Here is a 24818-nt window from a genome sequence, read left to right on the forward strand (position 1 = left end):
CTTTGGTCCGGAGGCTGACCCGTGTGGATCACGGTGTGAGCGTGATGGTGCCCTTCATCAGCGCCGAATGACCGGGAAAGCTGCAGAAGAACGAATACGGACCCGCGGCGAGCTTGGCCACCGGGAAGGTCATGCTGGTGCTTTCACCACCACCGATCATCTTGCTGTGGGCAATCACGCGGGCGTCGTCCGCCTTGATGTACTCGGCGGCAGCACCGGCCTTGATGCCGTCAGAAGCCACGGCCGCCATGTCGGCAGTCGCGGCGATGACCACGTTGTGGCCCATGGCGGCCTTGGGCAGCTTGCCGACGTGCTTGAGGTTGATCGTGAAGTCCTTGCAGGACTTGCTGATGTCGATGTTCGCGAGGTTGTACTTCATCGCGTCATTGCTTTCGATTTCGACAGAACAGGTCGCGGCCGCGGCGAGGGGGGCAGCAACGAGCAGTACGGCGGCGGCAAGCAGGTGGCGGATCATGTGAATCTCCTGGCAGATGTGGAAGTGGAGGGCGCTGCGGCACGGATCTCGCCCGGGCGGTCGACCGCCTTGCATGGATCCGAAGCCGCATGTCGGGACGGATGTTGGGATGGAACGGCGGGCCGTGCCTTGACTGCGATCAAGACTCGGTACGCCGTTCAGCAAGCCTTGATGATTCCGTTAAGGACGATACACCCGTCGCGGGGTCGCCTTGGGCAGGCATCAGGGTTGCAGACTCGACAGCCAGGCCGACAGCGCGTGGATGCTGTCGTCGTCGAGTTGCCGTCCGATTCCGGTCATCACGAAATCGGTGGTCGAGTAGCGCATCCTGCCCTCGCGGAACGCGGTCAGGCGGGCCTGAAGGTAGACGTCGCGCTGCCCGCGCAAGGCCGGGAAAGCAGCGTAGGGCGTGTGTCCACGGCTGTCGCGCAGGTCTGCAAACGCGGGGCCGCGGCCGTCGGCGCCGTGGCAACCCTGACAGGCCGGGATGCCGCGCGCGGGGTCGCCGTTCATGTACAGATGCTCACCGCGTGCGAGGACCTCCGGACCAGGCGGTTCGACACTGTCGTCGACTGGTTGTGGCTCGGGAGTCTGGACGGCATAGAAACTGGCCAGATCACGGATGTCCTCTTCGGTGACTTCACCGGTCAACACGGTCATTGGTGATTCGAGCAGGGTGCCGCGCTTGTATTCGAGCAGTTCCCAATACAGGTAGCTGGCACTTTGGCCGGCCACGTTGGGGATCATCGGCGCGACCGAAGTGGCTCCGGTGGGGCCGTGGCAGGTGGCGCACAGCAAGGCCTTGGCGCGTCCGGCCTCTATGTTTCCTGGGGGCGCTGCCTGCCGGCGCAGATCGAACCAGTCATGGTTGGCCTCGGCTGCCGTGTCGGCGTTCGTCGCGCAAGCGGTGCCGACGCACAGCGCAGCAGCCAGTGCGCAGATCGGAAGGAGCAGCGAGTGCGCCCGTGTGGATCGGAGGTTCGGTTTCACAGCTTCACCTCCATCATCACCCCGAACAGGCGGGCGTTGTAGTCCTCGGGTCCGCCGTCGATGTAGATGAGATTGCCGGTGGTACGGTCGTTGTCAAAGCCGGCGTAGTGCCAGTCGAATACCCGGCCACGCTCCCAGTTGCCGAACAGGCGCACGGCCGTACGCTGTCCGACCGGCATGTGCAGCGATGCACTCAGCGAGTTGACCCGATAGGTCATGTCCGGGAAGGCGCCGGACAGACCGGCGACGGTTGCGGTCGGACTGGCGAAGCTGGTTTCGGCGACCCACGCGGTAATGCCCTTCGCGCGGATGTAGCTCCAATCGAGATCAAGCGTGGCACGCCCGATGCGATGCCTGAAATTCGAGCCAAGGGTATGGTTGCGCTGTGTATCGCTCATCCACCAGCGGTATCCATCCGGGTAGGCGGCATTGCCTCCGTTGGCAGGAGGGGTGCCACCCAAACCCGGATCGCGCCCCGTGTTGACGTCGTTGGTGTTCGCCACGCGAAGCTTCGAGCGGTCGTAGGCATACCAGGCACTGACCGTGGTCGCTGTGCCAGGCTGCCATTCCCATTGCAGGCTGGCCGCCATCGTGTCGTAGCCGTAGCGCCCGATCAGCGCGTCGTGGTCGTTGTCCTCGGCACGGACCGAGGCGTAAACGGTCATGTCGTTCGGCAACACGAAGGTCGTCATCAAGTCGAGCTTGTTCTGGCGTTTCTCGCCGACGTCGTATTTGCGCAAGGCCGTGGTCGTGTGCGGGGCGACACCGTTGGCCGGTTCGACGAACCCGGGCGCATGGTGCGTGTACATGAATTCGTACGGGTCGAAGTTGTAGTCATCGCCGCGGCGGTCGAGGAAGGCGTAGTTGACGCGCAGGGTGAGCCAGTCGTTGCTGCGGTTGACCCAGGTCAGCTTCAGGCTGTCGTCAGTGGTGACGTCGTACTCGCGGTTCGTTCGTTCGATGCGGGTGTGGCCCAGGGTCGCGCCCAGCGTGTTGCGGTTGCCAAGGCGCCAATCGACGCCTGAGCTGAACTCCAGGGTTTCCTTGTCCAGCGGCAGGTTGCCGATGTGCACGTTGTTGGACGCGCCGGGCATCCAGGTGGTGTTGGGGAATGCGCCGTTCTCGCCGATGTAGCCGTATTGGCCGGTCAACGGGTTGTAGGCGACATAGGTGCCATCGTAGTCCTCGCGCAGGAAGTTGAGCTGGCTGCGCCAGGTGAGGTTGCGAGAAGGCTGCAGGACCAGTTTCCCCGCCAGGCGCTGGTTGTCTATGCCAAGGTCGGCATTGCTGCGCGACAGCGCGGCGGGCGTGTTCCAGTTGTTGCAGTTGATGGTGGCATTGAGCATGCCGGTACAGGCCAGCAGGCCGGGTACGAGCGCTTCGTCCTGGCGCATGCTGGTCAATGCCGCGACCAGCGAGAACTCGCCGTTCCACTTCGCGCGGATCTTGCGGGTGAAGGTGGCGCCGATGCGGTGGTAGTCGTTCTCCGGCTCGTACGAGAACAGTCCGACCGGATTGTTGTTGTTGGTCGTGTAGGGCATTTCGTAGGTGAAATGGTCCATCCCGTTGCGGAAGAACGAGCCCGTATAGGTGAACTCCATGCGCCAGTCGTTGCCGGCAAAGCGCAGCCCGCCATTGAAGTTGCTGGTGCTGTCGTCGATCGGACGCAGCACTTCGACGAGACGGCCGAACGAGAACGGGCCACCGAACGGGCGCGAACCCTCGCGGCTTTCGTGGCTGGCATTGAAGAACACCGTCCAGCGCGGATCGAGAAACCAGTTGAGGCCGAGGCCGTGCTTGTCGCGGGACACGCTGATCCGCGAGGCCGGGTTCGCTGCCATGAACGCATCGAGCTGCGCCTGCGAGGTGGCGCCTCGCACCAGGCCGGGCTTGAGTACCAGGTTCTGCGCGCCGAGGTTGCTCCACAGCGACTGCGCGTTGCTGCTGAGCACGTTGTCCTGGCTGCGCGCGAACAGCTGCACGCGGTACTCGCCGGCACGACCGCCGACCAGGCGGTAGTACTCGCTGTCGGCGTCGATCCGGCTGGCGCGGAAGTCGAGGTAGCTGCCGTCGCCGGGGCGCACCATGTCGACGCGCGCACCGAAGATCGGGCCGTCGTCGAAGCCGTTGAAGCGGCTCCAGGTGGATGAGCCCTCGTCGCCACCGAGTCCCAGATAACCGAGGCCGAGATAGCCGCGCAGGAACCATTCATTCCAGCGTTCCCGGTAGTCATCGGCAGCGGGGACGCAGTCGTAGAGGAATCCCGTCGGCGTGCGCTTGCGCTCGGCCAGCAGCCAGGTCGCGCCATCGGCATCGCAGGCGGTTCCGACCATGCCGCTCGGGTCGAGATCGTTTCCAAACTGCAGGTCGACGCCGAGGCCGCTGTCCTGCGCAAGTGCGGTGCCGATCGCGGCGATCAGCGGCAAGACGACCAACGGACGGTGAGGCAGACCCAGGCGGGCGTACATGCTGTCCCCCTCCAGTTACTGGTGGAATCTCGGTCCGGACGGGCTGTTGGAGCCGTGGACCTGGGCGTGGCAGTTGATGCAGCCGCGCGACATCACTCGCCAGTCGGGTGCCGTTCCGGTCATCAGTCCGGCGGTCGTGGTCAGGTCATTCGGATGATTGATATGCGTATGGCACTGCTGGCAGAGCATGGGGATCGGCGCCACCAGCAGGGCGTGCTGGTTGGAACCATGCGGCGTGTGGCAGTTGAGGCAGCTGTCGCGTACCGGGGCGTGTTCGAACAGGAACGGGCCACGCTTCTCCGCATGGCACTGATAGCAGGTCTCGTTCACGGTATCCGTCTTCAGCAGGGCTGCGTTGAGCGTGCCATGCGGGTTGTGGCAGTCGACGCAGGCCATCTGGCCTTCAGGCAGGGGCATGTGCGAGCGGCGGTTGAATTGCTGGCGGATGTCCTTGTGGCAGGTTGCGCAGGTTTCATTGATCGACTGCTTGGCCATTAACCCTTCGGTGGAGAACTTGCCCATCGGGTTGTGGCAGTCGCTGCATGAAAGCTCGTTGCGTTCGTGCACCGAACCGAGCCAATGGTCACGCGGACCGCCAGCATGACAGGCGAGACAGGTGGCGGCCTGGACGTCGGCGGGGGTACCGCCGTTGTGGGTGAAAGCGATGATCGCGCCAGCCTCGGTCGGATGCTGCGCATGCCGGGAGCCGGGGCCATGACAGGCTTCGCAGGTCGGCGCAGCAGGATCGGCGGCGTACGCCACGTTCATGCCGAGCGCGTGGATGGTGTGGGCGAAGGTCTCGTTCTCGCGCGAATGACAGGCGATGCACACTTGCTGGCCGACGGCCTTGGCGTCGGGATGCCGCGGATTGTTCGGCAGCGATGCCCGGGCAAAGCCTGGTGCTGCGGCAGCGATCGACGCGGCGCGTGTGTTGCCTTCGAGCGCCCCGCCGGGGAGCTGGAGATGTGCCGTGGACGTCGGGGCCGGCTGGGCGGCGAGTGGTTCTGCCCAGTCGATGACGGCGATGGCCGCCGCTGCGGTCATGGCTAACAGCAGGTTCGGCAGGAGCCTCATCACCCGTTACCCCCTTGTTCTGGCTGGCCGATCAAAGCCGGCTGGCTGGAGAACTGCGTGACCCGCGCGAAATGCCTCGCGCGTTTGGTAATGTCGATTACAGTTCAGTCGGGACTTTCGGTGGCTGACGAGTCCGGGTCAATCTGCGCCGCAACATGCATCTCCGGTCAGGGCCGGTTTTCCATGTTCAGCGTGGCAGCACGCCATTGAGGAAGATCACTACGGCCTTGCGGACTTCCTCTCGAACACGCGGCACATCCGCAGGTGTGGCGAACCCCATCACGCTGTCCATGATCGCGCGGGCAAACACCGCCATGTAGAAGCGGTTGGCGGTGACGTCCGGGCATGTCATGCACAACCTGCCGGCGACCTGTTGGCAGCGGAAGTATTCGCCGAGGGCGCGCTCGGCTGGGCGGATGGCGTGCTCGAAATACCAGTCGCGCAGTTCGGGGAAGGCCAGTCCATCGCCGATGACGATCCGGTGAATCACGATCTGCACCGGCGAGAGGATCACTTCGACCATGCGCAAGGCGGTTTCCGTGAGTGCCGCTTCCGGCGCTGCGTCGGATGCGAGAAGCAGGCCCTGCGCTTCGTCGAAGGCATTCATGCCGCGCTCCATGATCGCGCGGGCGAGTCCCTCCTTGTCGCCATAGGCGCGGTACAGGGTGGCGTATGAGCCTCCGGCCCGGGCGACAATGTCGCTCAATCGCGTCTGGCGATACCCCTTTTCAAGGAAGACCTCGATCGCGGACTGCAGGAACATCTCCGCACGTTCTTCGCCGCGTCTGGCGAGGTCGACCTTCCGGCGTTCGTGCACGGGAGCGGTGTTGTCTCGAGGGGGGAGTGCAGGGCTGTTCATTGATGGCTGTGCGCTGAAAAACGGGAGAACGAACCGGGGCGCGGGGAACGGAGCACGGTCCCGGTCCGCACTATGCCGATTTTCGGGCGGCGTTTCCGCGTCATCCCCCAGCGTTGTGGGTTGGCTGCACAGCGAGAGCCACCCGTTCGCTTGATCCCCACCCCGGCCCCATGTGCCCGCTACAATCGCGGCTCCCCACCGACTTTGCGCACCATGCCGAGCAACGCGATTCCGGTACTGACGATCGACGGTCCCTCCGGTTCAGGCAAGGGCACGATCAGCCGCCTCGTCGCCGAGGAACTCGGCTGGCACCTGCTCGATTCCGGGGCGATCTACCGTGCGGTCGGCTATGCGGCTGGCATGGCCGGCATCGACCTGACCGATGCCGATGCAGTCACCCGCATGGCCGAGGCGGCGAAGATCGCGTTCCGCGCACCGAAGGACGGTGGCGAGACGCGTGTGATCGTCAATGGCCATGACGCCACCGACGAGCTGCGAACCGAGACCGCCGGGGCGGCGGCGTCTGCGATCGCGGCGTATCCGTCGGTGCGCAGCGCGTTGTTCGACAAGCAGCGCGGCTTCCGCAAGGCGCCCGGCCTGGTCGCGGACGGTCGTGACATGGGTACGGTCATCTTCCCCGATGCGCCGTATAAGGTGTTCCTCACCGCAAGTGCCGACGAACGCGCGCGCAGACGCTATAAGCAGTTGAAGGACAAGGGGTTGAATGTTACCCTTGCCGCCCTTTTGCGCGAGATTCAGGCGCGCGACGAGCGCGATGCCACCCGAGCGGTGGCGCCGCTGAGGCCGGCCGACGATGCGCTGACGATCGATACCACGGGTATTGCGGTCGACGGCGTGGTCGCCGCCGTGCTCGCTGTCGTCCGTCCTGTCGCCTGAGCGTACGCAAAAGGGAATCAACGGTCCGGCGCCGCGTGCGCCGGTAACAGCAACGGCATGTGACCCATGCCCCCGACAGGTGGGTCGGAACCGTCAACGTGGCCACGGGCCACGCCCGGGCCGGCCTGGTGTCCCCACAGGAAACCCAACCCAATGAATGCAAGTCTCGCCGAATCCACCATGACCGAAAGCTTTGCCGACCTGTTCGAGCAGAGCCAGCAGTCGATCGCCAAGCTCAAGCCAGGCTCGATCGTGCTTGGCACGGTCGTGGAAATCCGCTCCGACGTGGTCGTCATCAATGCCGGCCTGAAGTCCGAGGGCGTCGTTCCCATCGAGCAGTTCCGCAACGACCAGGGTGAACTCGAAATCCACGTCGGAGACGAGGTCAAGGTTGCGCTCGACTCGATCGAGAACGGTTTCGGCGAGACGGTGCTCTCGCGTGAGAAGGCCAAGCGTTCGCTCGTCTGGGACGAACTCGAGGAGATCCACTCGAAGAACGAGAGCGTCATCGGCCGCATCTCAGGCAAGGTCAAAGGCGGCTTCACTGTCGACATCAAGGACGTCCGCGCATTCCTGCCGGGTTCGCTGGTCGATGTGCGCCCGGTGCGTGATCCGTCGTACCTCGAGGGCAAGGAGCTCGAGTTCAAGATCATCAAGCTCGATCGCAAGCGCAACAACGTCGTCGTCTCGCGCCGTGCGGTCGTCGAGAGCGAATTCAGCGTCGAGCGCGAGCAGCTGCTCGACCGCCTGCAGGAAGGTGCAGTCATCAAGGGCGTGGTCAAGAACCTCACCGACTACGGTGCGTTCGTCGACCTCGGTGGCATCGACGGTCTGCTGCACATCACCGACATGGCGTGGAAGCGCGTGCGTCATCCCAGCGAGGTCGTCAACGTCGGCGACGAACTCGACGTGCGCGTGCTCAAGTTTGATCGCGAGCGCAATCGCGTCAGCCTCGGCCTCAAGCAGCTCGGCGAGGATCCGTGGGTTGCGATCAGCCGCCGCTATCCGGCCAACACGCGCCTGGTCGGCAAGGTCTCCAACGTCACCGACTACGGCTGCTTCGTCGAGCTGGAGCCGGGCGTCGAGGGTCTCGTGCACGTGTCCGAGATGGACTGGACCAACAAGAACGTCAATCCGGCCAAGCTGGTGCAGGTCGGTGACGACTGCGAGGTCATGGTGCTCGATGTCGACGAGGAGCGTCGCCGCATCTCGCTCGGCATCAAGCAGACCCGCGCCAACCCGTGGGAAGCGTTCGCTGCCATCCACAAGAAGGGCGACAAGGTCTCGGGCAGCATCAAGTCGATCACCGATTTCGGCATCTTCATCGGCCTGGATGGCGGCATCGACGGCCTCGTGCACCTCTCGGACATCTCGTGGGCGACCGCGGGCGAGGATCTCGTGCGCAATTTCAAGAAGGGCGACGAAGTCGAGGCGGTCGTGCTCGCCGTCGATCCGGAGCGCGAACGCATCTCGCTCGGCATCAAGCAACTCGAGCAGGATCCGTTCGGCCAGTTCATGGCGAGCAATCCGCGCGGCAGCATCCTTACCGGCACGGTCAAGGAAGTCGACGCGCGTGGCGCGACGATCGATCTGGGTGATGGTGTCGAGGGTTACATCCGCGCCAACGACATCGCCAAGGAGCGCATCGACGACGCCACCCAGCACCTGAAGGTTGGTGATACCGTCGAGGCCAAGTTCACTGGCATGGACCGCAAGGGGCGCGTGCTGCAACTCTCGATCCGTGCCAAGGACGACGAGGAACTGCAGTCGGTGCTCGAGGACTACCAGGGCAACGCAGGTGCGACCACGCAACTCGGTGCCCTGCTCAAGGAAAAGTTCAACCGCGATTGATCGCGGGTGGTGCGCGAGTGCCACTGATGCCCAGGCGCCCACCGTCAGGTGGGCGCTTTTCTGGAAAGCCCGAACATGCGTCCAGCAATGACCAAGTCGGAACTGATCGAGGTGCTGGCAGTGCGTCAGCAACATCTTCCGGCCAGTGACGTCGAACTCGCCGTCAAGAGTCTGCTCGAGCAGATGACGCAGGCGCTCGCCACAGGTGAGCGCATCGAGATCCGCGGTTTCGGCAGCTTCTCGCTGCATTTCCGTCCGCCGCGCATGGGGCGCAATCCGAAGACTGGCGATGCGGTCGCGCTGCCCGGCAAGCATGTGCCACACTTCAAACCCGGCAAGGAGCTGCGCGAGCGCGTGAACGGGGCAGCCGTCGCCGATCCTGACGCGCAGACCTGAATTCGCCGCGGTCGTCCGCTGCGGTCGTCGCTTCCCGGAGTGCTCGAACGATGCGTCTCGGTGCCGTCGTGCTGGTCCTCTTGTTCGCCGTGTTCGGTGCCGTGTTCGGCGCGCTGAATGCCGAGCGTGTCGCTTTCGATCTCTACTTTTTCGCATTTGAATTGCCCAAAGGCGCGGTGGTACTGGTCGCGCTGCTGGTCGGATGGATCGCCGGTGGCCTCGTCGTGTGGGCGCTGCGCGTGCCGCGCCTGCGTCGCGAACTGGCCGCGTCGCGACGCCAGTTGCGCGAGCTGCGCGCCACTTTGGCGCGTGAGGAAGGCGGCGACGGCGATCGCGGGGACACATGAGCGGCCTTCCTCTGCTTTTCCTTTTGCTGCCGCTGGCCGCGCTGTCCGGCTGGTATGTAGCGCGGCGCGGCAGCGAGCGCACCTCCGGCGCGCGCGTCAGCGAGCTGTCGACGAACTATTTTCGCGGCCTCAACTACCTGCTCAATGAGCAGCAGGACAAGGCGATCGAGGTATTTCTCAAGCTTGCGGAGTTCAACCGAGACACTGTCGAGACGCATCTTGCCCTCGGCAACCTGTTCCGTCGCCGTGGCGAGGTCGACCGCGCGATCCGCGTGCACCAGAACCTGATCGCGCGGCCGGGCTTGAGTGACGAGGAAAAGACCATAGCCTTGCTCGAACTGGGCGAGGACTACATGCGCGCCGGTCTGCTCGATCGCGCCGAAACACTGTTCAACGACCTCGTTGCGATGGACGCGCTGGCGCCGTCCGCACTCAACCACCTCATTGCCATCTGTCAGCACGAACGCGACTGGGGCAAGGCGATCGAGCACGCCCACAAGCTTGAGCGCGTCACCGGGGAGACGCAGGTCGCAGTGATCGCCCAGTTTCATTGCGAAATTGCCGAACAGGCGCGCTCGCGCGGCGACCTGGACGGCGCGCGCAAGGCGGTACATGCGGCCTTCGCGGCGCAGCCGGAAAGCGTACGGGCGAGCATCATCCTTGGACATCTGGAGTCTCAGCAGGGGCACCTCGACGCGGCGATCGAAGCCTTCGAACGCGTCGCCGAGCGGGATGTCGACTATGTGCCCGAGGTGCTATCGCCGTTGCTCGACTGCTATGCGCGCGCCGGACGCATGCAGCGTGCCGAGGAGTTCCTGCTGCAGATCAATGAGCGCTATCCGGGCGTGTCGCCGGTGCTCGCGCTGGCCAAGCTCTATGCACGCACGCACGGCGAACCTGCTGCGATCGAGTTTCTCACCCGGCAGCTGCGGCAGCGGCCATCGGTGCGCGCACTGATGGCGTTGATCGAGGTGAATCTGCACACCGCTCAGGGCGAAGTGCGCGAGAACCTGCTGATCCAACGCGACCTCACGCGCAAGCTGCTGGAGGGCCAGGCGATGTACCGTTGCTCGCGCTGCGGATTTGGTGCCAAGGCACACCACTGGCAGTGTCCAAGTTGCAAGAGCTGGGCGTCGGTGCGGCCGATCCATGGCGTCGTGGGTGAATAGGCAGGCATGAGTCTTCTCGGTGAGCCGTCCTGGGCAATGGCCTGCGTGGCCGCGTTGTTCGTATCGGCTCTGCTCACCCATGCCGGCATCCGATACGGACGATCGCGCAAGCTGATCGACGAACCGGGGCGGCGGCGCTCGCACGTCGTGCCGACTCCACGCGGTGGTGGCATCGGCATCGTCGTGGCAGTGCTGGGCTGCGCGATGCTGCCGGCCGTGCTCGAAGGCTTCGGCGGTGAGCGCCTGGTTGCCGTACTGATCACGCTGGCGATTCTCGTCGTCGCCGCGGTCGGCTGGATCGATGACCATCGCGGACTTGGGCGCTGGGTCCGCTTCTTCGCGCAATGGATCGCGGGCTTCCTCGTGCTGGCCGGCTATGAGCAGTGGCCGGCATGGCTCGACATCGACGGGTACTGGTTGCAGGCGGGTATCGTGCTGTTGTTCGGCATTCTCGGCGTGGTCTGGTCGATCAACCTGCACAATTTCATGGATGGCATCGATGGCCTGCTGGCTGCTCAGGCTGTCTTCGTGTTTGTGGCCGGTGCGCTGCTGATGTCAGCGCCCTATCCGTGGCTGGCGGATGAGGAGTGCATCCTCGTCGTCGCCGCTTTCGCAGTGCTCGGCTTTCTCCCGTTCAATTTTCCGCGTGCACGGATCTTCATGGGCGATGTCGGCAGTGGCACGCTGGGACTGCTCGTGGCAGTCGCCGTGATCTGGCTGCTTCAACGCCCGGACATCGCCCTCGGAACCGGGCTCGTGCTCTGTTCGGGCTTTGTCACCGATGCGACGGCGACCCTCGTCCTGCGCGTCGTGCGCGGCCGTCGTTGGTATAGTCCGCACCGCGAACATCTTTACCAGTGGCTGGTCCGCTCGGGTTGGAGCCATGCGCAGGTCGTCACCGCCTACATGGGATGGAATACCTGCATCGTCGTGCCGGTGGTGTGGTGGATGAACCGCGATCCGGCAGCAGCGATCGATGGCGTAGGGCCGAGTGCGCGCGTCTTCGTCCGCGACTGGGTGTCGGACATTGCCGCTGCCGTACCGCTCGTTGCAGGGGTGCATGCGCTGGCCCTGCTGGTGTGGATGCTCGGCAAACGCCATTGCCTGAAGCAGGCACGACTTCGCGTCAGAGGTGCGTGTGCTGGATAGACTCATCGCCCTGATCCATCCGCGACTCGCGGTCGTTGCCCACGATCTGGCGATGGTGTGGCTGGCCTGGACCGCGGTCGGCTCGTTGCGCTGGTCGTTCGAGGCCGCGCGTCCCGATCCGGCCTGGTTCGGACCCGAGGTCGTGCTCGTGCTTGCCGCGCAGGGCGTCGTGTTCTGGATTACCGGCCTGTACAAGGGCTTGTGGCGCTTCGCCAGTCTGCCTGACCTGTGGAACATCCTTCGCGCGACCGTGCTCGGAGCGCTGGCGATCACGGTGACGCTGTTCCTCTACAACCGCATTGCCACGGTTCCGCGCACGGTGCTCATCGTCTACCCGTTCGTGCTCGCCGTCCTGCTCGGCGTGCCGCGCCTGGCCTGGCGTTACTGGAAGGACAATCGCCTCGATTTCCTCTCGCGTTCGCCGATGATGCGCGTGCTCGTGCTCGGTGCCGGACGCGCCGGCGATGCGCTGGTACGCGACCTGGTGCGCGAGAACCGCTACCGTCCGGTCGGCATCCTCGATGACAACGCGCAGATCCGCGGTGCCCGCATCCACGGAGTACCGGTGCTCGGCGCACTTGAGCGCCTGCCCGAACTCGCGCGCGAAACCGCCGCACAGATGCTGCTTATCGCCATGCCGTCGGCGACCAGCGCGCAGATGCAGCGCGTGGTCGGTTTTTGCGAGATGACCGGCCTGCCGTTCCGCACCATGCCACGCCTGGCCGATGTCGTCGCCGGACGTTCGCTGTTTGGTGAACTCAAGGAAGTCGCGATCGAGGACTTGCTCGGCCGCGAACCCGTACAACTCGACTGGACGGCGATCCGTACCGGGCTTGCGGGCAAGCGCGTGCTCGTCACCGGTGGTGGTGGTTCGATCGGTTCGGAGCTGTGTCGCCAGGTAGCACGCCTCGGTGCAGCCGCTTTGACGATCATCGATGTGTCCGAATACAACCTCTACCGCATCGAACAGGAATTGCGCGTTGAGTTCCCGGACTTGCTGCTCGACCCGCGTCTTGGTGACTGCGGCGACGAGTCGGGCTGCGAACGTGCGTTCCAGTGTGCGCGTCCGCAAGTCGTGTTCCATGCCGCCGCCTACAAGCACGTCCCGCTGCTGCAGGATCAGCTGCGCGAGGCGTTCCGCAACAACGTGCTCGGCACCAAGGTCGTCACCGAAGCGGCCGATCGACATGGTGTGGAGTGCTGCGTACTGATCTCGACCGACAAGGCGGTAAATCCGTCCAGCATCATGGGCGCGTGCAAGCGAGCAGCCGAGATCTGGTGCCAGAATTTCGCTGCTCAATCGCGCACGCGCTTCATTACGGTGCGTTTCGGCAATGTGCTTGATTCCGCTGGTTCGGTGGTGCCGTTGTTCCGCGAGCAGATCCGCAAGGGTGGACCGGTGACGGTCACGCACCCGGAGATCACGCGCTGGTTCATGACGATCCCGGAGGCCAGCCAGTTGATCCTGCAGGCTGCCGTACTCGGTCGGGGTGGCGAGATCTTTGCCCTGGACATGGGTGAGCCGGTCAAGATCGCCTATCTCGCCGAACAAATGATCCGTTTGGCCGGCAAACAACCCGAACGCGACATTGCCATCGCATATACCGGCCTGCGCCCCGGCGAGAAGCTGTTCGAGGAACTGTTCCATCCCCTCGAAAACTACCAGTCGACCGCGCACGCGAAGATCTTCCTCGCCCAGCCGCGCAGCATGGCCTGGCCATTGCTGAGCACGCTGATGCGTCAAGCGGAATTGGCGGTGCGTGATTTCGATGAGGACGCACTGCGCCGCGTCATCGACCAATTGTTGCCCGAATTCGACCCTCGCTGCGACGAAGCCGCCACCGTGCTGCCGTTCGCACGTCCTTCCTGACCACACCACGAGTATCGCCATGAGCCAGGCTCGCCTGCGCAAGGTTGTGTTTCCCGTTGCCGGACTCGGCACACGCTTTCTGCCTGCAACCAAGGTTGTCGCAAAGGAAATGTTGCCCGTGCTCGACCGACCGCTGATCCAATACGCGGTCGATGAAGCCGTCGATGCCGGCGCCGACACCCTGGTGTTCGTCACCAATCGCTACAAGCACGCGATCGCCGATTATTTCGACAAGGCCTACGAACTCGAATCGAAGCTTGCGCAATCCGGCAAGGATGAACTCCTGGCCCTCGTGCAGGGCACGCTGCCGAAGCACGTGCGTTGCGTGTTCGTCACTCAGCCCGAAGCGCTTGGCCTCGGCCATGCCGTGCTGTGCGCCAAACCCGTTGTCGGTAACGAGCCGTTCGGCGTGATTCTCGCCGACGACCTGATCTGGAACGGCGCACCCGGCAACGGCCGCCCCGGTGCGCTGCGCCAGATGGCTGCGGTCGCCGAGCGCGAGAACGCCGGCGTGCTCGCGGTCGAGGAGGTGCCACACGAGCAGACCAACAAGTACGGAATCGTCGATGCGGAACCGATCAGCGAGCGCGCGGCGCGGGTGCGTCTCGTAGTCGAGAAGCCCAAGCCGGAGGACGCACCATCCAACCTCGCCATCGTCGGTCGTTACGTGCTGCCGGGCCGCATCTTCCAGTTGCTCGAAAATACCCGGCCCGGTGCGGGTGGAGAGATCCAGCTCACCGATGCCATCGAATCGCTGCTGCACGAATCGTCGGTTCTCGCCTACCGTTTCGAGGGTACGCGCTTCGACTGCGGCAACAAACTGGGACTGGTTCGCGCAACCATCGCGATGGCCCTTGAGGATCCGGCGCTGGCAGCGGCGACGCGTGAATACATCCGCGAATGGGGAATGGGGAACAGGGAATAGAACAATCGCGCGCAGGGAGTGGCGGCAGCATAAGTGCAGGAGCGGACATGAACGAAGAATCCCCGGTTCCGATCCCCCATTCCCGATTCCTTGATCTGAGCCACATCCTCAACCATCTCGGTGAGGAGCGCGAGGGCTACCACGGCGCGGTATCGCCGCCGCTGGTGCAGTCTTCGATTTTTGCGTTCCCGACCGTTGCAGCGATGCGCGAAGCGTTCCGCGACGAGTACGCGGCCCACCTGTACACGCGCGGCAACAACCCGACCGTCTCCATCCTGCGCAAGAAGCTCGCCGCGCTCGAAGGGGCCGAGGATTGCCTGGTCTTCGCCAGCGGCGCGGCGGCGATGGCCGCTGGCATTTCCACCTTCGTGCGTGCCGGAGAACATATCGTCTGCGTGGCGCGACCTTACAGTTGGACGCGTGGCCTGCTGCGCGACCTGTTGCCCAGGTTCGGCGTGGCCACAAGCTTCGTCGACGGCGGAGAAGTGGCGGGCTTCGAGGCGGCGTTGACGCCGTCCACACGCCTGATCGTGCTCGAAAGTCCGAACTCGATGACCTTCGAGCAACAGGATCTGGCTGGAATCGCCGCCCTCGCTCGTCGGCACGGCATCCTCACCCTGTGCGACAACAGCCATGCGACACCGCTGAATCAGTCGCCGCTCGCGTTGGGCATCGACCTGGTCGCGCATTCGGCGACGAAATATCTCAACGGCCACAGTGACGTCGTCGCTGGCGCGCTGTGCGGACGCGAGGCGCTGCTGCGCGAGGTGTTCAAGGGGCCGTACATGACCTACGGCGCGATCCTGTCGCCGCATGACGCCTGGCTGATGATCCGTGGCCTGCGCACGCTCGGCGTGCGCGTCGAGCGCATCGCCGCGACCACGACAAAGGTGAGGGCATTCCTCGATGCGCATCCGCGCGTGCGCAAGCTGTACGCGCCGCATGCCGGCGACAATCCACAACTCGCCATGACCCGCGCGCAACTGCACGGTGCGAGCGGTCTCATGTCGATCGAACTCGATGTCGACGACATCGCCGCGGTCGAACGCTTCTGCGATGGCTTGAAGCGCTTCCTGATGACGGTGTCGTGGGGTGGCTACGAATCGCTGGTGATGCCGCTCTGTGCGGTGTTTCCGGCTGGTGCCTCCCTGCATCCGGCCGGTGGCCTGCCGCTGAACCTCGTGCGCCTGTCAATCGGCCTCGAGGATGCCGATGCCCTGGTCGCCGACCTCGAACAGGCGCTGGCACGGATGTAGGCTACGCCGATTGAATGTCGACGTGGCGGCAGCGATCCCCGAATGGGATTGCTGTCGTGGCGGGAACTCGCTCGCGATCGGCGGGGCGGGGTGCGTTCGATCTTCGTCGATGCGGCCGGCCATGCGCCCGCAACGTCGTCCACCAGGGGCATAACCTGACCCTGCGCCGGTGCCATGCGCGTCGGGCAAGAATGCTTCGGGAGGATCCACGGATCCCGACGAAACGACGGATCGCGACCGACATGGCGCGCTGGTGGAGCGCTCGGACAGCGGAGGAGCGACATGCCCACATCGTCCAGGCGGGTTGCCATCGCCGGCTACGGCACCGCCGGCCAGGCCTGCGCGATCCTGCTCGCGCGCGACGGCTGGTCGGTCGACGTGTTCGAGCAGGCGCCGGCGACCGGCCCGGTCGGCGCCGGCTTCCTGCTTCAGCCGGTTGGCCTGCAGGTACTCTGGGAGATGGGGCTGCTCGACGCCGCCCTGGCGCATGGACGTCGCATCGACCGCCTCTACGGCGACACGCCGCGGGGGCGCGCGGTCATGGACATGCGCTATGGCGGACTCGATGCGCGCCTGTTCGGCCTCGGCATGCAGCGTGGCGCATTGTTCGCCATGCTCGACCACGCCTGGCCGGGCAGGGAAACGATCCGACTCGGTCATCGCATCATCGCGGTCAGCGTGGACGGTCGCCACGTGCGCGACGAGCAGGGCAGGGAACACGGTCCCTACGATCTCGTCATTGCTGCCGATGGTTCGGCCTCACGCCTGCGTGCTGTCGTCGGCAAGGCGCGGCTCGATGCGCCGTATCCGTGGGGCGCGCTGTGGTGCCTGCTCGATGAAGGCGACTGGCCGCATGTCAACGAGCTTCGCCAGCGCTACCGCGCCGCGCGCCGCATGATCGGCATGCTGCCGGTCGGCACGCGGCCGGATGATCCGGTGCCACGCGTCAGTTTCTTCTGGAGCCTGCGTGCCGATAGGTTCGGACGCTGGCAGGACGAAGGCATTGCCACGTGGCGCAACGAGGTCGTCGCGTTGTGGCCCGAGGTCGCGCCCCATGTCGGCACGATCGGTGACTGCGCGCAGCTCGCACGTGCACGCTATCGCGATGTCGTGCTGCGCGACTGGCACCGTGGCCGCCTCGTCCTCGTCGGCGATGCCGCGCACGCGATGAGCCCGCAGCTCGGTCAGGGCGTGAACATGGCCTTGCTCGATGCGCTGGCCTTGCGCGATGCGCTGCGTACGCACGGGCATATCGAAGCCGCACTCGCCGCCTACCAGCACGAGCGCCGCCGCCATGTGCGCATCTACCAGTTCTGGAGCCGCTGGCTGACGCCGCTGTTCCAGTCCGAACGCGATGTCCTCGCCGGCTTGCGTGATCTCGCTTTCGCGCCAATGGGGCGATTGCCCGGATCACGCGGTCAGATGCTGCACGTGTTGAGCGGCACGCGTCTCGGCGCGTTCGGACGCCTGCGCCTGCCGCCGGCTTTCCTGGCGGAACTCGGGAAGTGCGCATCACTCGGTTAGACTGCGCGCAATTTCGCGGAGAAGTGTCGATGCAGAGTTTCATTCCCCCCGATGTGCTGTTGCTTGGGCCGGGCCCGTCGCCGGTGCCGCCGAATGTCCTCGCCGCCCTCGCGCGGCCGACCATCGGTCATCTCGATCCGCGCTTCGTCGGCATGATGGACGAACTCAAGGATCTGCTGCGCTATGCCTTCGAGACCGACAACGCGCTGACCCTGCCGGTATCGGCGCCCGGTTCGGCCGGCATGGAAACCGCCTTCGTCAACCTCGTCGAACCGGGCGATACCGTCGTCGTCTGCCGCAACGGCGTGTTCGGTGGCCGCATGCGCGAAAACGTCGTGCGCGCAGGCGCGAACGCGGTCGTGGTCGACGATGCCTTCGGCACGCCGGTCGACCCGAACAAGGTCGAAGCCGCGCTCAAGGCCAACCCGGGGGCAAAGGCGCTCGCTTTCGTGCACGCGGAAACCTCGACCGGCGTCGAATCCGATGCGGAGGAACTGTGCCGGCTCGCGCGTGAATACGGCGCGCTGGCGATCGTCGATGCGGTGACCAGCCTCGGCGGCATTCCCGTGCGTGTCGACGCCTGGGGCGCCGATGCGGTCTATTCGGGTTCGCAGAAATGCCTGTCGGCACCGCCCGGCCTGTCGCCGGTAACCTTCAGCGAGCGTGCCGTCGAGGTCATCAAGTCGCGCAGGACCCCGGTGCAGAGCTGGTTCCTCGACCTCGGCCTGGTCATGGGCTACTGGCAGGGTGGCGCTGCGCGCGCCTACCACCACACCGCGCCGATCAACATGCTCTATGCGCTGCACGAAGCCCTGCTCGGCCTCAAGGAGGAGGGCCTCGAAGCCGCCTTCGCCCGCCATCGCGCCAACCATGAGCGTCTGCGCGATGGCCTTGCCGCGATCGGCCTCGACCTGCTCGTCGCCGAAAACGTGCGCCTGCCGCAACTCAATGCGGTCAGGGTTCCCGAAGGCGTCGACGAGGCGGCCGTACGCCGGCGGCTTCTGCAGGACTTTTCGATCGAGATCGGCGCCGGCCTCGGCGAACTCGCCGGCAGGATCTGGCGCATCGGCCTGATGGGCGCCGGCAGCACGCCGCAGAACGTCGACCGCGTCGTCGGTGCGCTCGGTGAATGTCTGGGACGAAAGGTGGCTTGATCGTTGTGCGTTCGCCGCTGCGGCCCGGTGGAGAATATGACAGGGGACGCACTGCGGCCGGCCTCCGGCGCGGTCAATGAAAGTCCCGCGACTGCGGGTCGAGGCCGGCCAGCAGGGCATCGTGGTTGAGCAGGCGTTCGGCGACGATGTGCTGCACGCCATGGCTCGATTGCAGTTTCCCTTCGACGCCGAGCAGGACAGTGTCGAGCAGGATGCGGCGTTGTCGTTCGGCGAGGGCCCGCCAGACGATGATGTTGGCGATGCCGGTCTCGTCCTCGATGGTCACGAAGGTCACGCCCTTTGCCGTGCCGGGGCGTTGGCGCACGATGACGATGCCGGCACAGCGCACATGACGGCCATGCGCAAGACCGAGCGCGTCGCGCGTGCGCAGCACGCGGTGCGCATCGAGCGATGGGCGCACGAGGGCGAGCGGGTGCCGGCGCAGGCTGAATCCGGTGTGTGCGTAATCAGCCATGACCTCGCTGCGCAGCGAGGGGGCGGGCATCGGCACGTGCTGCTCGTGGATGCGCGTGTCGGCGAGAACCTCGGTTTCGCGCAGGCTGCCGGCAGCTTCCCATCGAGCCTGGTGACGATGGCCGGCGAGGCTGCGCAGCGCGTCGGCGTCGGCGAGGCGCGCACGCTCGCGGGCGTCGAGGCAGGCACGTTGCACGAGGTCGGCGACGTCGGTAAAGGCTTGTTGTGTGCGCGCGGCGATGATGCGCAGGGCAGTTGCCCTGGCCAGTCCGCTGATGCGTGAGAAGCCCAGGCGCAATGCATGCGCATGCCGGTTCGAAACGGCCTCCGTTTCGAGCGTGCAATCCCACGCGCTGGCCGTCACGTCGACTGCCAGCACGCGCACGCCATGTTGCCGGACGTCCCTGATGAGTTGCGCCGGTGCGTAGAAGCCCATCGGCAGCGAGTTGAGCAGGGCGCAGGTGAATGCCGCCGGATGGTGGCACTTGAGCCAGGCCGAGGCCCAGGCGAGGTGGGCGAAGCTGGCCGAATGCGATTCAGGGAAACCGTAGTCGCCGAAGCCCTTGATCTGTTCGAAGATGCGCTCGAAATACGCTTCGTCGTAGCCATTGGCGAGCATGCCGGTGCGGATCTCGTCGTGGAACGGTTCAAGGCCACCCTTGCGTTTCCACGCAGCCATCGCCCGGCGCAGCGCGTCGGCGCGCCCCGGCGTGAAGCCGGCAATGGCCTGCACGAGCCTCATGACCTGCTCCTGGAAGATCGGAATGCCGAGCGTGCGCGCCAGTATCTGCTTGACGCGAGGGTTCGTTTCGCCGCGCTCGCGTTCGTCGCGTGACAACGGATGATCGACCGCTTCCTCGCCGCTACGTCGACGCAGATAGGGATGCACCATACCGCCCTGGATCGGACCGGGACGCACGATTGCGATCTGGACGACGAGGTCGTGGAAGTTCTCCGGCTTCAGGCGCGGCAGTATCGACATCTGCGCGCGTGACTCGATCTGGAACACGCCGATCGTGTCGGCACGTTGGATCATCCGCCAGGTTGGCACATCGTCGTGCGGGATCGTGTACAGCTCGAGCTGGCGGCCTTCGTGTCGGCGCACGAGATCGAAACAGCGGCGCAGGCAGCTCAGCATGCCGAGGGCGAGGCAGTCGACCTTGAGCAGGCGCATGTACTCAAGGTCGTTCTTGTCCCACTGGATGATCGTGCGCTGTGCCATCGCTGCGTTCTCGACCGGTACCAGTGCATGCAACGGACGTTCGGAGATGACGAAGCCACCGACGTGCTGCGAGAGGTGGCGCGGAAAGTCGATGAGCTGCTCGACGAGCACGACGAGGCGGCGAATCAGCGCGTTGGCGGGGTCAAAGCCGCGCTCGCGCAGGCGTTCGGCCAGATCGACGGAGCCGTTCGAACGGGAGTACGCCGCACCCAGCTCATCGAGCTGGTCTTCGCCCAGGCCGAGCGCACGACCGACGTCGCGCGCTGCGCTCTTGCCGCGATAGTGGATCACCGTGGCGGCGAGCGCCGCGCGTTCACGCCCGTACTTGCAGAATACGTACTGGATGATTTCCTCGCGGCGGTCGTGCTCGAAGTCGATGTCGATGTCCGGTGGTTCGTCGCGCTCGAGCGAGAGGAATCGTTCGAACAGCAGGTTGCCGTCCTCCGGTCGGACCGCGGTGATGCCTAGTGCGTAGCAGACCGCCGAGTTCGCCGATGAACCACGGCCTTGGCAGAGGATCGGCGGATCGAGTTTGCGCGCGTGGTGCACGATGTCGGCGACGGTGAGGAAGAAATGCTCGAATTTCTTCGTGCGGATCAGCGCGAGCTCGTGTTCGATCTGGGTGGCGACAGGCGCGGGGATGCCATCGGGCCAGCGTTCGTTCGCACCCTTGAAGGTCAGCTGGCGCAGATGGGTGGAGGCGTCCATGCCTGCCGGAACGAGTTCATGCGGATAGACATAGTCGAGGTTGCGCAGCTCGAACGAGATGCAACGTTCGGCAATGCGCAGGCTTTCGGCAAGCAGGTCGTGCGGGTAGATCGCTTCGAGGTCGGCCAGTCTACGCAGGTGGCGTTCGCCATTGGGGAACAAGGCATGGCCGGCTTCGGCGACCGTGCAGCCGATGCGGATGGCGGTCATTACGTCCTGCAGCGCGCGCCGCCCGCGCACGTGCATGTGCACGTCTCCGCTGGCGACCAGCGGCAGGCCGTGGCGTGAGCCGAGGTTGCGCAGGTCGGTGAGCCGTTGCGCGTCGTTGCCGCCACGATGCAGTTCGACCGCGATCCAGACGCGATCGTCGAAGCACTGGCGCAGCCAGGATGCGGTGGCGTCGAGTGCGTCCTCGCCAGCCTGTGGCGGCCATAGGGCGAGCACGCCGGAGCCGAGTGTCTGCACATCGGCGCGGACGAGATGGTAATGTCCCTTGGCGCTGCGTCGCCGGCCGAGCGTGATGAGCCGGCAGAGGTCGGCATAGCCATCGGCACAGGTGGCGAGCAGGATCAGCTTCGGCCCATCGGCGAGTTGCACTTCGGTGCCGACCACGAGCGGCACGCCGGAGCTTTCCGAGGCCATGCGTGCACGCACGATGCCGGCCATCGAACATTCATCGGTGATGGCAAGCGCCGAATAGCCAAGCGCGGCGGCGCGTTCGAACAGTTCGTCGGCGGACGAGGCGCCTCGCTGGAAGCTGAAGTTGCCGAGTGCGTGCAGCTCGGCATAGCCGACTGCGCTTTCGCCGCACATTGAAGGAGGGCGTGCAGCTGCATGCGGCGTGCGCCGTGCACGCGCGCTCATGCGAACCATCCGTGCAGCATCCAGCCTGCGGTCGCGCCGGCGGCAAGATAAGCCCAGGCACGTTGGCCTGTGGGCAGGCGCACGATGTAGTAGTCGCGGCGCTCGTCGCCACCATCCCACCAGCCGCTTTCGATGCGCTCGGGGCCGGCGAGAATGGCGATCGGCCCGGGGCGCAAGGGGATCACGCGCGGCAACAGCCAGAACGGGCGTGCACCGGCCGAGGAGGAGACTGATTCGCAAGTGGCGACCATTGGGCCCGGGGACCGCGATGACCTGCCCATGGCAGGTGGCGCCAGCCGCCAGGCGCGAGCGGGGCGATGCTCGGCGCAGGCGGCAAGGCCGTGCAGGGCCTCGTCACCGAGACGTGCACGCAGACGCTCGGCCAGGGCTGGCCAGTCGAGCGCGCCCTGACGATGGTCCTCGAATAGGTCGGCATGGACGGGTTTCAGGGTCGGCAGGTCGTCGGCCACGAGTGCCATCGCGCAGACGGCATCGGCCAGTTCGACGCGCTCCAGGCGCGCGCGCGCGAACTCAAGCAACGCCGCAGCCTCGCATTGCGGTGCAAGCAGGCCGACTGGCACACGCCGACGTGCACCACCCTCGTGCTCGAGCACGATCTCGAAGCGCTGCACGCCGCCATCGCGCGCGACGAGGAACCGAGCGAACTCGCGCAGCAGGCGTTGCAGCGGGAAAGCGAGGGCGTGCACCTCATCGATGCGGCCATCGAACTCGAGGCGCCGCGCATAGCGCGCCGGTGGCTGCCATGCCGGCAGGACCTCGGGAGCCAGGCCGCGCAATCGATCGAGATGGGCGAGCGCGGTTGGGCCGATGCGTCGCCCCAGTTCGGCCCGCGGCAGGGCGAACACCTGACCGAGCCGGGTCAGGCCCATGGCCGACAATGAAGATGAAGTTTCTTCTGCAAGTCCGCATTCCGTAACGAAAATCCCATCAAGTTCAGCGAGCAGCGATGGCATTTCCATGCAGGCGCGACCCGGCAGACGGCGGGCCAGCACGCGCGCCGCCGAGGCCACCGGCGCGAGCGCCAGTGCATGCCCCAACCCGCTCGCGGCGAAGGTTTCGCGCAGGCGCCGCTCCAGCCGCGGCCAGCCACCGAACAGGGCGAGACTTGCCCCGATCTCGACCAGCAACGCGCACGGTGCCGCGAGACTGACGTTCGCGCTGTAGCCATAGGCCAGCGCGGCCAGGCTTTCCAGCAGCACCCGCTCGGCTTCGTCATCGCGCGGCCAGGCCGGCAAACCGGCATGCAGCGACCGCGCCGCCGCCAGCGGCTGTCCCGCGCGCACCCCGAGCGCCTGTGCCGCCGCATTCGCCAGCACGATGCGCGGATGGCGCAGCGAACCATCGGTCAACACCGCCGCCGTCTCGGGTGCCAACCCGTCCGGGCGGACGGCGGCAAACGGCAATTCGGGGAAATGCAGGCAGGTCCAGAGCATGACGAATCGCAATGTACGTATTCAGTACGTATCATCGCACCAGGCATGGCAATGGCCAAGCAGCAAAGGCTTGCGGCAGCGCGGCCCTTCGAGAAGGCCAGGTTCGTGCGGTGCTGGCGGGTTTGCCAAGCCCTGATCGATCCCGGTCGTGGCGGAAGTCGCTTCCACCAGGGTGGTGATCCTGAGGGACTGATCAGAGCATCCCTGAGGGAGGGACATTGCCATTGGTTGCGCAAGCAACTGTGGGCATCGTGCAATCGCTGTGCTATCTAGCGCCCATGTCGACGAACTTCTTCCGCCCGTATTTCTGGTACCGCAGCGCATCGGCGCGGCTTGCGGAGGAAAGCGTGCGGTCGGTTTGAGTCGACCTGACACCGGAAACTCCAAGGGCCGCCCATCAGGGCGGTTTTTTTTTGCTTCGTCAGTTGTGCGATCGTCCGTGATCGCTGCTTCGACTGCTTTTTCATTTGCATGCGAGGTGGTTCGATCGTGGATTCCAGAAGTGGCCATCCATGGCCGCACTTGTCGAAAAGCGGGAACCACACCATGACCACCCCCACCGATGATCTACGCATCCGCACGATCCGCCCCCTCGGTACGCCGGCCGAGGTGACCGCCGCGGCGCCATGTACGGAAGCCATTGCCGCGACGGTCAGTCGTGCGCGCCGAGCCGTGCATGCCATCCTCGAAGGCCACGACGACCGCCTCGTCGTCGTCATCGGGCCGTGTTCGATCCACGATCCCATTGCCGCGCTCGACTATGCACGCCGCCTTGCGGCCGAGCGTGAGCGTCACGCCGGTGACCTCGAGATCATCATGCGCGTGTACTTCGAGAAACCGCGCACGACGGTTGGCTGGAAGGGCCTGATCAACGATCCGGGCCTCGACGGCAGCTTCGACATCGACCGCGGCCTGCGCCTCGCGCGCGGCCTGTTGCGCGACATCAATGCGCTCGGCCTGCCAGCCGGCTGCGAATTCCTCGACATGATCACGCCGCAGTACATCGCCGACCTCGTCGCCTGGGGCGCGATCGGGGCGCGCACGACCGAGAGCCAGGTGCATCGCGAGATGGCTTCCGGCCTGTCCTGTCCGGTTGGTTTCAAGAACGGCACCGATGGCAGCGTGCGCGTGGCCGTCGACGCGGTCATGGCCGCCTCGCAGCCGCACCATTTCATGGCGGTGACCAAGGACGGCCGCACGGCGATCGCGACGACCGCCGGCAATCGCGACTGTCACGTGATCCTGCGCGGCGGGCCGCAGCCCAACTTCGACGCGGTCAGCGTCGCCGCGGCCTGTGACCTGCTCGAGCGCAGCGGGCTCGGCCCGCGCCTGATGGTCGATGCCAGTCACGCCAACAGCGGCAAGAAGCATGACAACCAACCACGCGTGATCGATGACCTCGCCGCACGCATCGGCGGCGGCGATACACGCATCGCCGGCGTCATGGTCGAGAGTTTCATCGAAGCCGGACGCCAGGACCTGATCAACGGTTGCGCGCAGGTGTACGGGCAAAGCATCACCGATGCCTGCATCGATTGGCCGACCTCGGTCGCAGTCCTCGACTGCCTCGCGGCTGGCGTGCGCGCACGGCGTTCTCAGCGTCGCGAGGCGGTGGCGGCGTGAGCGGATATCGCGCGCCGAGGTCGACCCGGTGACGCATTCCGTCGGAAACGCCTTCAGGCGTGATGCTTT

At 65.5% G+C, this 24818-nt stretch carries 19 protein-coding genes; 12 read left to right on the top strand and 7 right to left on the bottom strand.

Annotated features, from left to right (window positions below):
• Positions 1-28 precede the first annotated feature (28 nt).
• The 5 genes from azu to KF907_RS13585 all read right to left on the bottom strand — a co-directional run bounded on the left by azu (position 29) and on the right by KF907_RS13585 (position 5824).
• Positions 29-640 carry an azurin gene (gene azu / locus KF907_RS13565; RefSeq protein ID WP_343214760.1) on the bottom strand — a complete coding sequence of 204 codons (612 nt, stop codon included), beginning with the start codon at positions 638-640 and terminating at the stop codon, positions 29-31.
• A 57-nt stretch (positions 641-697) separates the two neighbouring features.
• A complete protein-coding gene (locus KF907_RS13570; protein ID WP_291221144.1) occupies positions 698-1465 on the bottom strand; it encodes a c-type cytochrome in 768 nt (255 codons plus the stop codon).
• Complete coding sequence (locus tag KF907_RS13575) at positions 1462-3933, bottom strand: MtrB/PioB family outer membrane beta-barrel protein (RefSeq protein WP_291221146.1); 2472 nt, start codon at positions 3931-3933, stop codon at positions 1462-1464. Before KF907_RS13575 ends, KF907_RS13570 begins: the two co-directional genes overlap by 4 nt.
• Positions 3934-3948: 15 nt before the next feature.
• On the bottom strand, positions 3949-5007 hold the full coding sequence (locus KF907_RS13580) for a DmsE family decaheme c-type cytochrome (protein WP_291221148.1): 1059 nt from the start codon (positions 5005-5007) through the stop codon (positions 3949-3951).
• A gap of 187 nt (positions 5008-5194) precedes the next feature.
• Positions 5195-5824, bottom strand: a complete 630-nt coding sequence (locus KF907_RS13585; protein WP_291221150.1) for a TetR/AcrR family transcriptional regulator — start codon at positions 5822-5824, stop codon at positions 5195-5197.
• 255 nt (positions 5825-6079) lie between these two features.
• Here KF907_RS13585 and cmk point away from each other — a divergent pair, with 255 nt between their 5' ends.
• The 11 genes from cmk (at position 6080) to KF907_RS13640 (ending at position 18404) form a co-directional block, all read left to right on the top strand.
• Positions 6080-6763 carry a (d)CMP kinase gene (gene cmk, locus KF907_RS13590; protein ID WP_291221151.1) on the top strand — a complete coding sequence of 228 codons (684 nt, stop codon included), beginning with the start codon at positions 6080-6082 and terminating at the stop codon, positions 6761-6763.
• A gap of 180 nt (positions 6764-6943) precedes the next feature.
• Positions 6944-8614, top strand: a complete 1671-nt coding sequence (gene rpsA / locus KF907_RS13595; protein ID WP_291221153.1) for a 30S ribosomal protein S1 — start codon at positions 6944-6946, stop codon at positions 8612-8614.
• A gap of 87 nt (positions 8615-8701) precedes the next feature.
• Positions 8702-9010, top strand: a complete 309-nt coding sequence (locus KF907_RS13600) for an integration host factor subunit beta (protein ID WP_291221253.1) — start codon at positions 8702-8704, stop codon at positions 9008-9010.
• A gap of 50 nt (positions 9011-9060) precedes the next feature.
• Positions 9061-9357 (top strand): LapA family protein, encoded by a 297-nt coding sequence (locus KF907_RS13605; RefSeq protein ID WP_291221156.1) that lies wholly within the window; start codon positions 9061-9063, stop codon positions 9355-9357.
• On the top strand, positions 9354-10526 hold the full coding sequence (lapB, locus tag KF907_RS13610; protein ID WP_291221158.1) for a lipopolysaccharide assembly protein LapB: 1173 nt from the start codon (positions 9354-9356) through the stop codon (positions 10524-10526). Before KF907_RS13605 ends, lapB begins: the two co-directional genes overlap by 4 nt.
• Positions 10527-10532: 6 nt before the next feature.
• Entirely contained in the window at positions 10533-11675 is a 1143-nt protein-coding gene (locus KF907_RS13615; RefSeq protein ID WP_291221159.1) for an MraY family glycosyltransferase, read from the top strand.
• Positions 11676-11727: 52 nt separating this feature from the next.
• On the top strand, positions 11728-13545 hold the full coding sequence (locus KF907_RS13620; RefSeq protein WP_291221255.1) for a nucleoside-diphosphate sugar epimerase/dehydratase: 1818 nt from the start codon (positions 11728-11730) through the stop codon (positions 13543-13545).
• A gap of 19 nt (positions 13546-13564) precedes the next feature.
• Positions 13565-14470, top strand: coding sequence for a UTP--glucose-1-phosphate uridylyltransferase GalU (gene galU, locus KF907_RS13625; RefSeq protein WP_291221161.1), 906 nt, complete (start codon positions 13565-13567; stop codon positions 14468-14470).
• Positions 14471-14517: 47 nt separating this feature from the next.
• The gene (locus KF907_RS13630; protein ID WP_291221163.1) at positions 14518-15726 is read left to right on the top strand and encodes a trans-sulfuration enzyme family protein; all 1209 of its coding nucleotides are present in this window, start codon (positions 14518-14520) and stop codon (positions 15724-15726) included.
• A 282-nt stretch (positions 15727-16008) separates the two neighbouring features.
• Positions 16009-17250, top strand: a complete 1242-nt coding sequence (locus KF907_RS13635; protein WP_291221165.1) for an FAD-dependent oxidoreductase — start codon at positions 16009-16011, stop codon at positions 17248-17250.
• A gap of 29 nt (positions 17251-17279) precedes the next feature.
• The gene (locus KF907_RS13640) at positions 17280-18404 is read left to right on the top strand and encodes a pyridoxal-phosphate-dependent aminotransferase family protein (protein WP_291221167.1); all 1125 of its coding nucleotides are present in this window, start codon (positions 17280-17282) and stop codon (positions 18402-18404) included.
• 73 nt (positions 18405-18477) lie between these two features.
• On the opposite strand, the gene KF907_RS13645 is transcribed toward KF907_RS13640, so the two are convergent.
• Positions 18478-21621, bottom strand: a complete 3144-nt coding sequence (locus KF907_RS13645; RefSeq protein WP_291221257.1) for an error-prone DNA polymerase — start codon at positions 21619-21621, stop codon at positions 18478-18480.
• A 47-nt stretch (positions 21622-21668) separates the two neighbouring features.
• Positions 21669-23126 carry a Y-family DNA polymerase gene (locus KF907_RS13650; RefSeq protein ID WP_291221169.1) on the bottom strand — a complete coding sequence of 486 codons (1458 nt, stop codon included), beginning with the start codon at positions 23124-23126 and terminating at the stop codon, positions 21669-21671.
• Positions 23127-23672: 546 nt separating this feature from the next.
• On the opposite strand from KF907_RS13650, the gene KF907_RS13655 reads away from it, so the two are divergent.
• Positions 23673-24749: a 3-deoxy-7-phosphoheptulonate synthase gene (locus KF907_RS13655; RefSeq protein WP_291221171.1), complete on the top strand. Its 1077-nt coding sequence runs from the start codon at positions 23673-23675 to the stop codon at positions 24747-24749.
• The last annotated feature ends 69 nt before the right edge of the window (positions 24750-24818 follow it).

Source organism: Dokdonella sp., assembly GCF_019634775.1.
GTDB lineage: Bacteria > Pseudomonadota > Gammaproteobacteria > Xanthomonadales > Rhodanobacteraceae > Dokdonella.

Bases quoted from the DNA above. Each gene is read 5' to 3' on its own strand.
- KF907_RS13575 (WP_291221146.1), bottom strand. From the start codon at position 3,933: ATGTACGCCCGCCTGGGTCTGCCTCACCGTCCGTTGGTCGTCTTGCCG.
- KF907_RS13580 (WP_291221148.1), bottom strand. From the start codon at position 5,007: ATGAGGCTCCTGCCGAACCTGCTGTTAGCCATGACCGCAGCGGCGGCC.
- cmk (WP_291221151.1), top strand. From the start codon at position 6,080: ATGCCGAGCAACGCGATTCCGGTACTGACGATCGACGGTCCCTCCGGT.
- rpsA (WP_291221153.1), top strand. From the start codon at position 6,944: ATGACCGAAAGCTTTGCCGACCTGTTCGAGCAGAGCCAGCAGTCGATC.
- KF907_RS13600 (WP_291221253.1), top strand. From the start codon at position 8,702: ATGACCAAGTCGGAACTGATCGAGGTGCTGGCAGTGCGTCAGCAACAT.
- KF907_RS13605 (WP_291221156.1), top strand. From the start codon at position 9,061: ATGCGTCTCGGTGCCGTCGTGCTGGTCCTCTTGTTCGCCGTGTTCGGT.
- lapB (WP_291221158.1), top strand. From the start codon at position 9,354: ATGAGCGGCCTTCCTCTGCTTTTCCTTTTGCTGCCGCTGGCCGCGCTG.
- KF907_RS13615 (WP_291221159.1), top strand. From the start codon at position 10,533: ATGAGTCTTCTCGGTGAGCCGTCCTGGGCAATGGCCTGCGTGGCCGCG.
- KF907_RS13620 (WP_291221255.1), top strand. From the start codon at position 11,728: ATGGTGTGGCTGGCCTGGACCGCGGTCGGCTCGTTGCGCTGGTCGTTC.
- galU (WP_291221161.1), top strand. From the start codon at position 13,565: ATGAGCCAGGCTCGCCTGCGCAAGGTTGTGTTTCCCGTTGCCGGACTC.
- KF907_RS13630 (WP_291221163.1), top strand. From the start codon at position 14,518: ATGAACGAAGAATCCCCGGTTCCGATCCCCCATTCCCGATTCCTTGAT.
- KF907_RS13635 (WP_291221165.1), top strand. From the start codon at position 16,009: ATGCCCACATCGTCCAGGCGGGTTGCCATCGCCGGCTACGGCACCGCC.
- KF907_RS13640 (WP_291221167.1), top strand. From the start codon at position 17,280: ATGCAGAGTTTCATTCCCCCCGATGTGCTGTTGCTTGGGCCGGGCCCG.
- KF907_RS13645 (WP_291221257.1), bottom strand. From the start codon at position 21,621: ATGTGCGGCGAAAGCGCAGTCGGCTATGCCGAGCTGCACGCACTCGGC.
- KF907_RS13650 (WP_291221169.1), bottom strand. From the start codon at position 23,126: ATGCTCTGGACCTGCCTGCATTTCCCCGAATTGCCGTTTGCCGCCGTC.
- KF907_RS13655 (WP_291221171.1), top strand. From the start codon at position 23,673: ATGACCACCCCCACCGATGATCTACGCATCCGCACGATCCGCCCCCTC.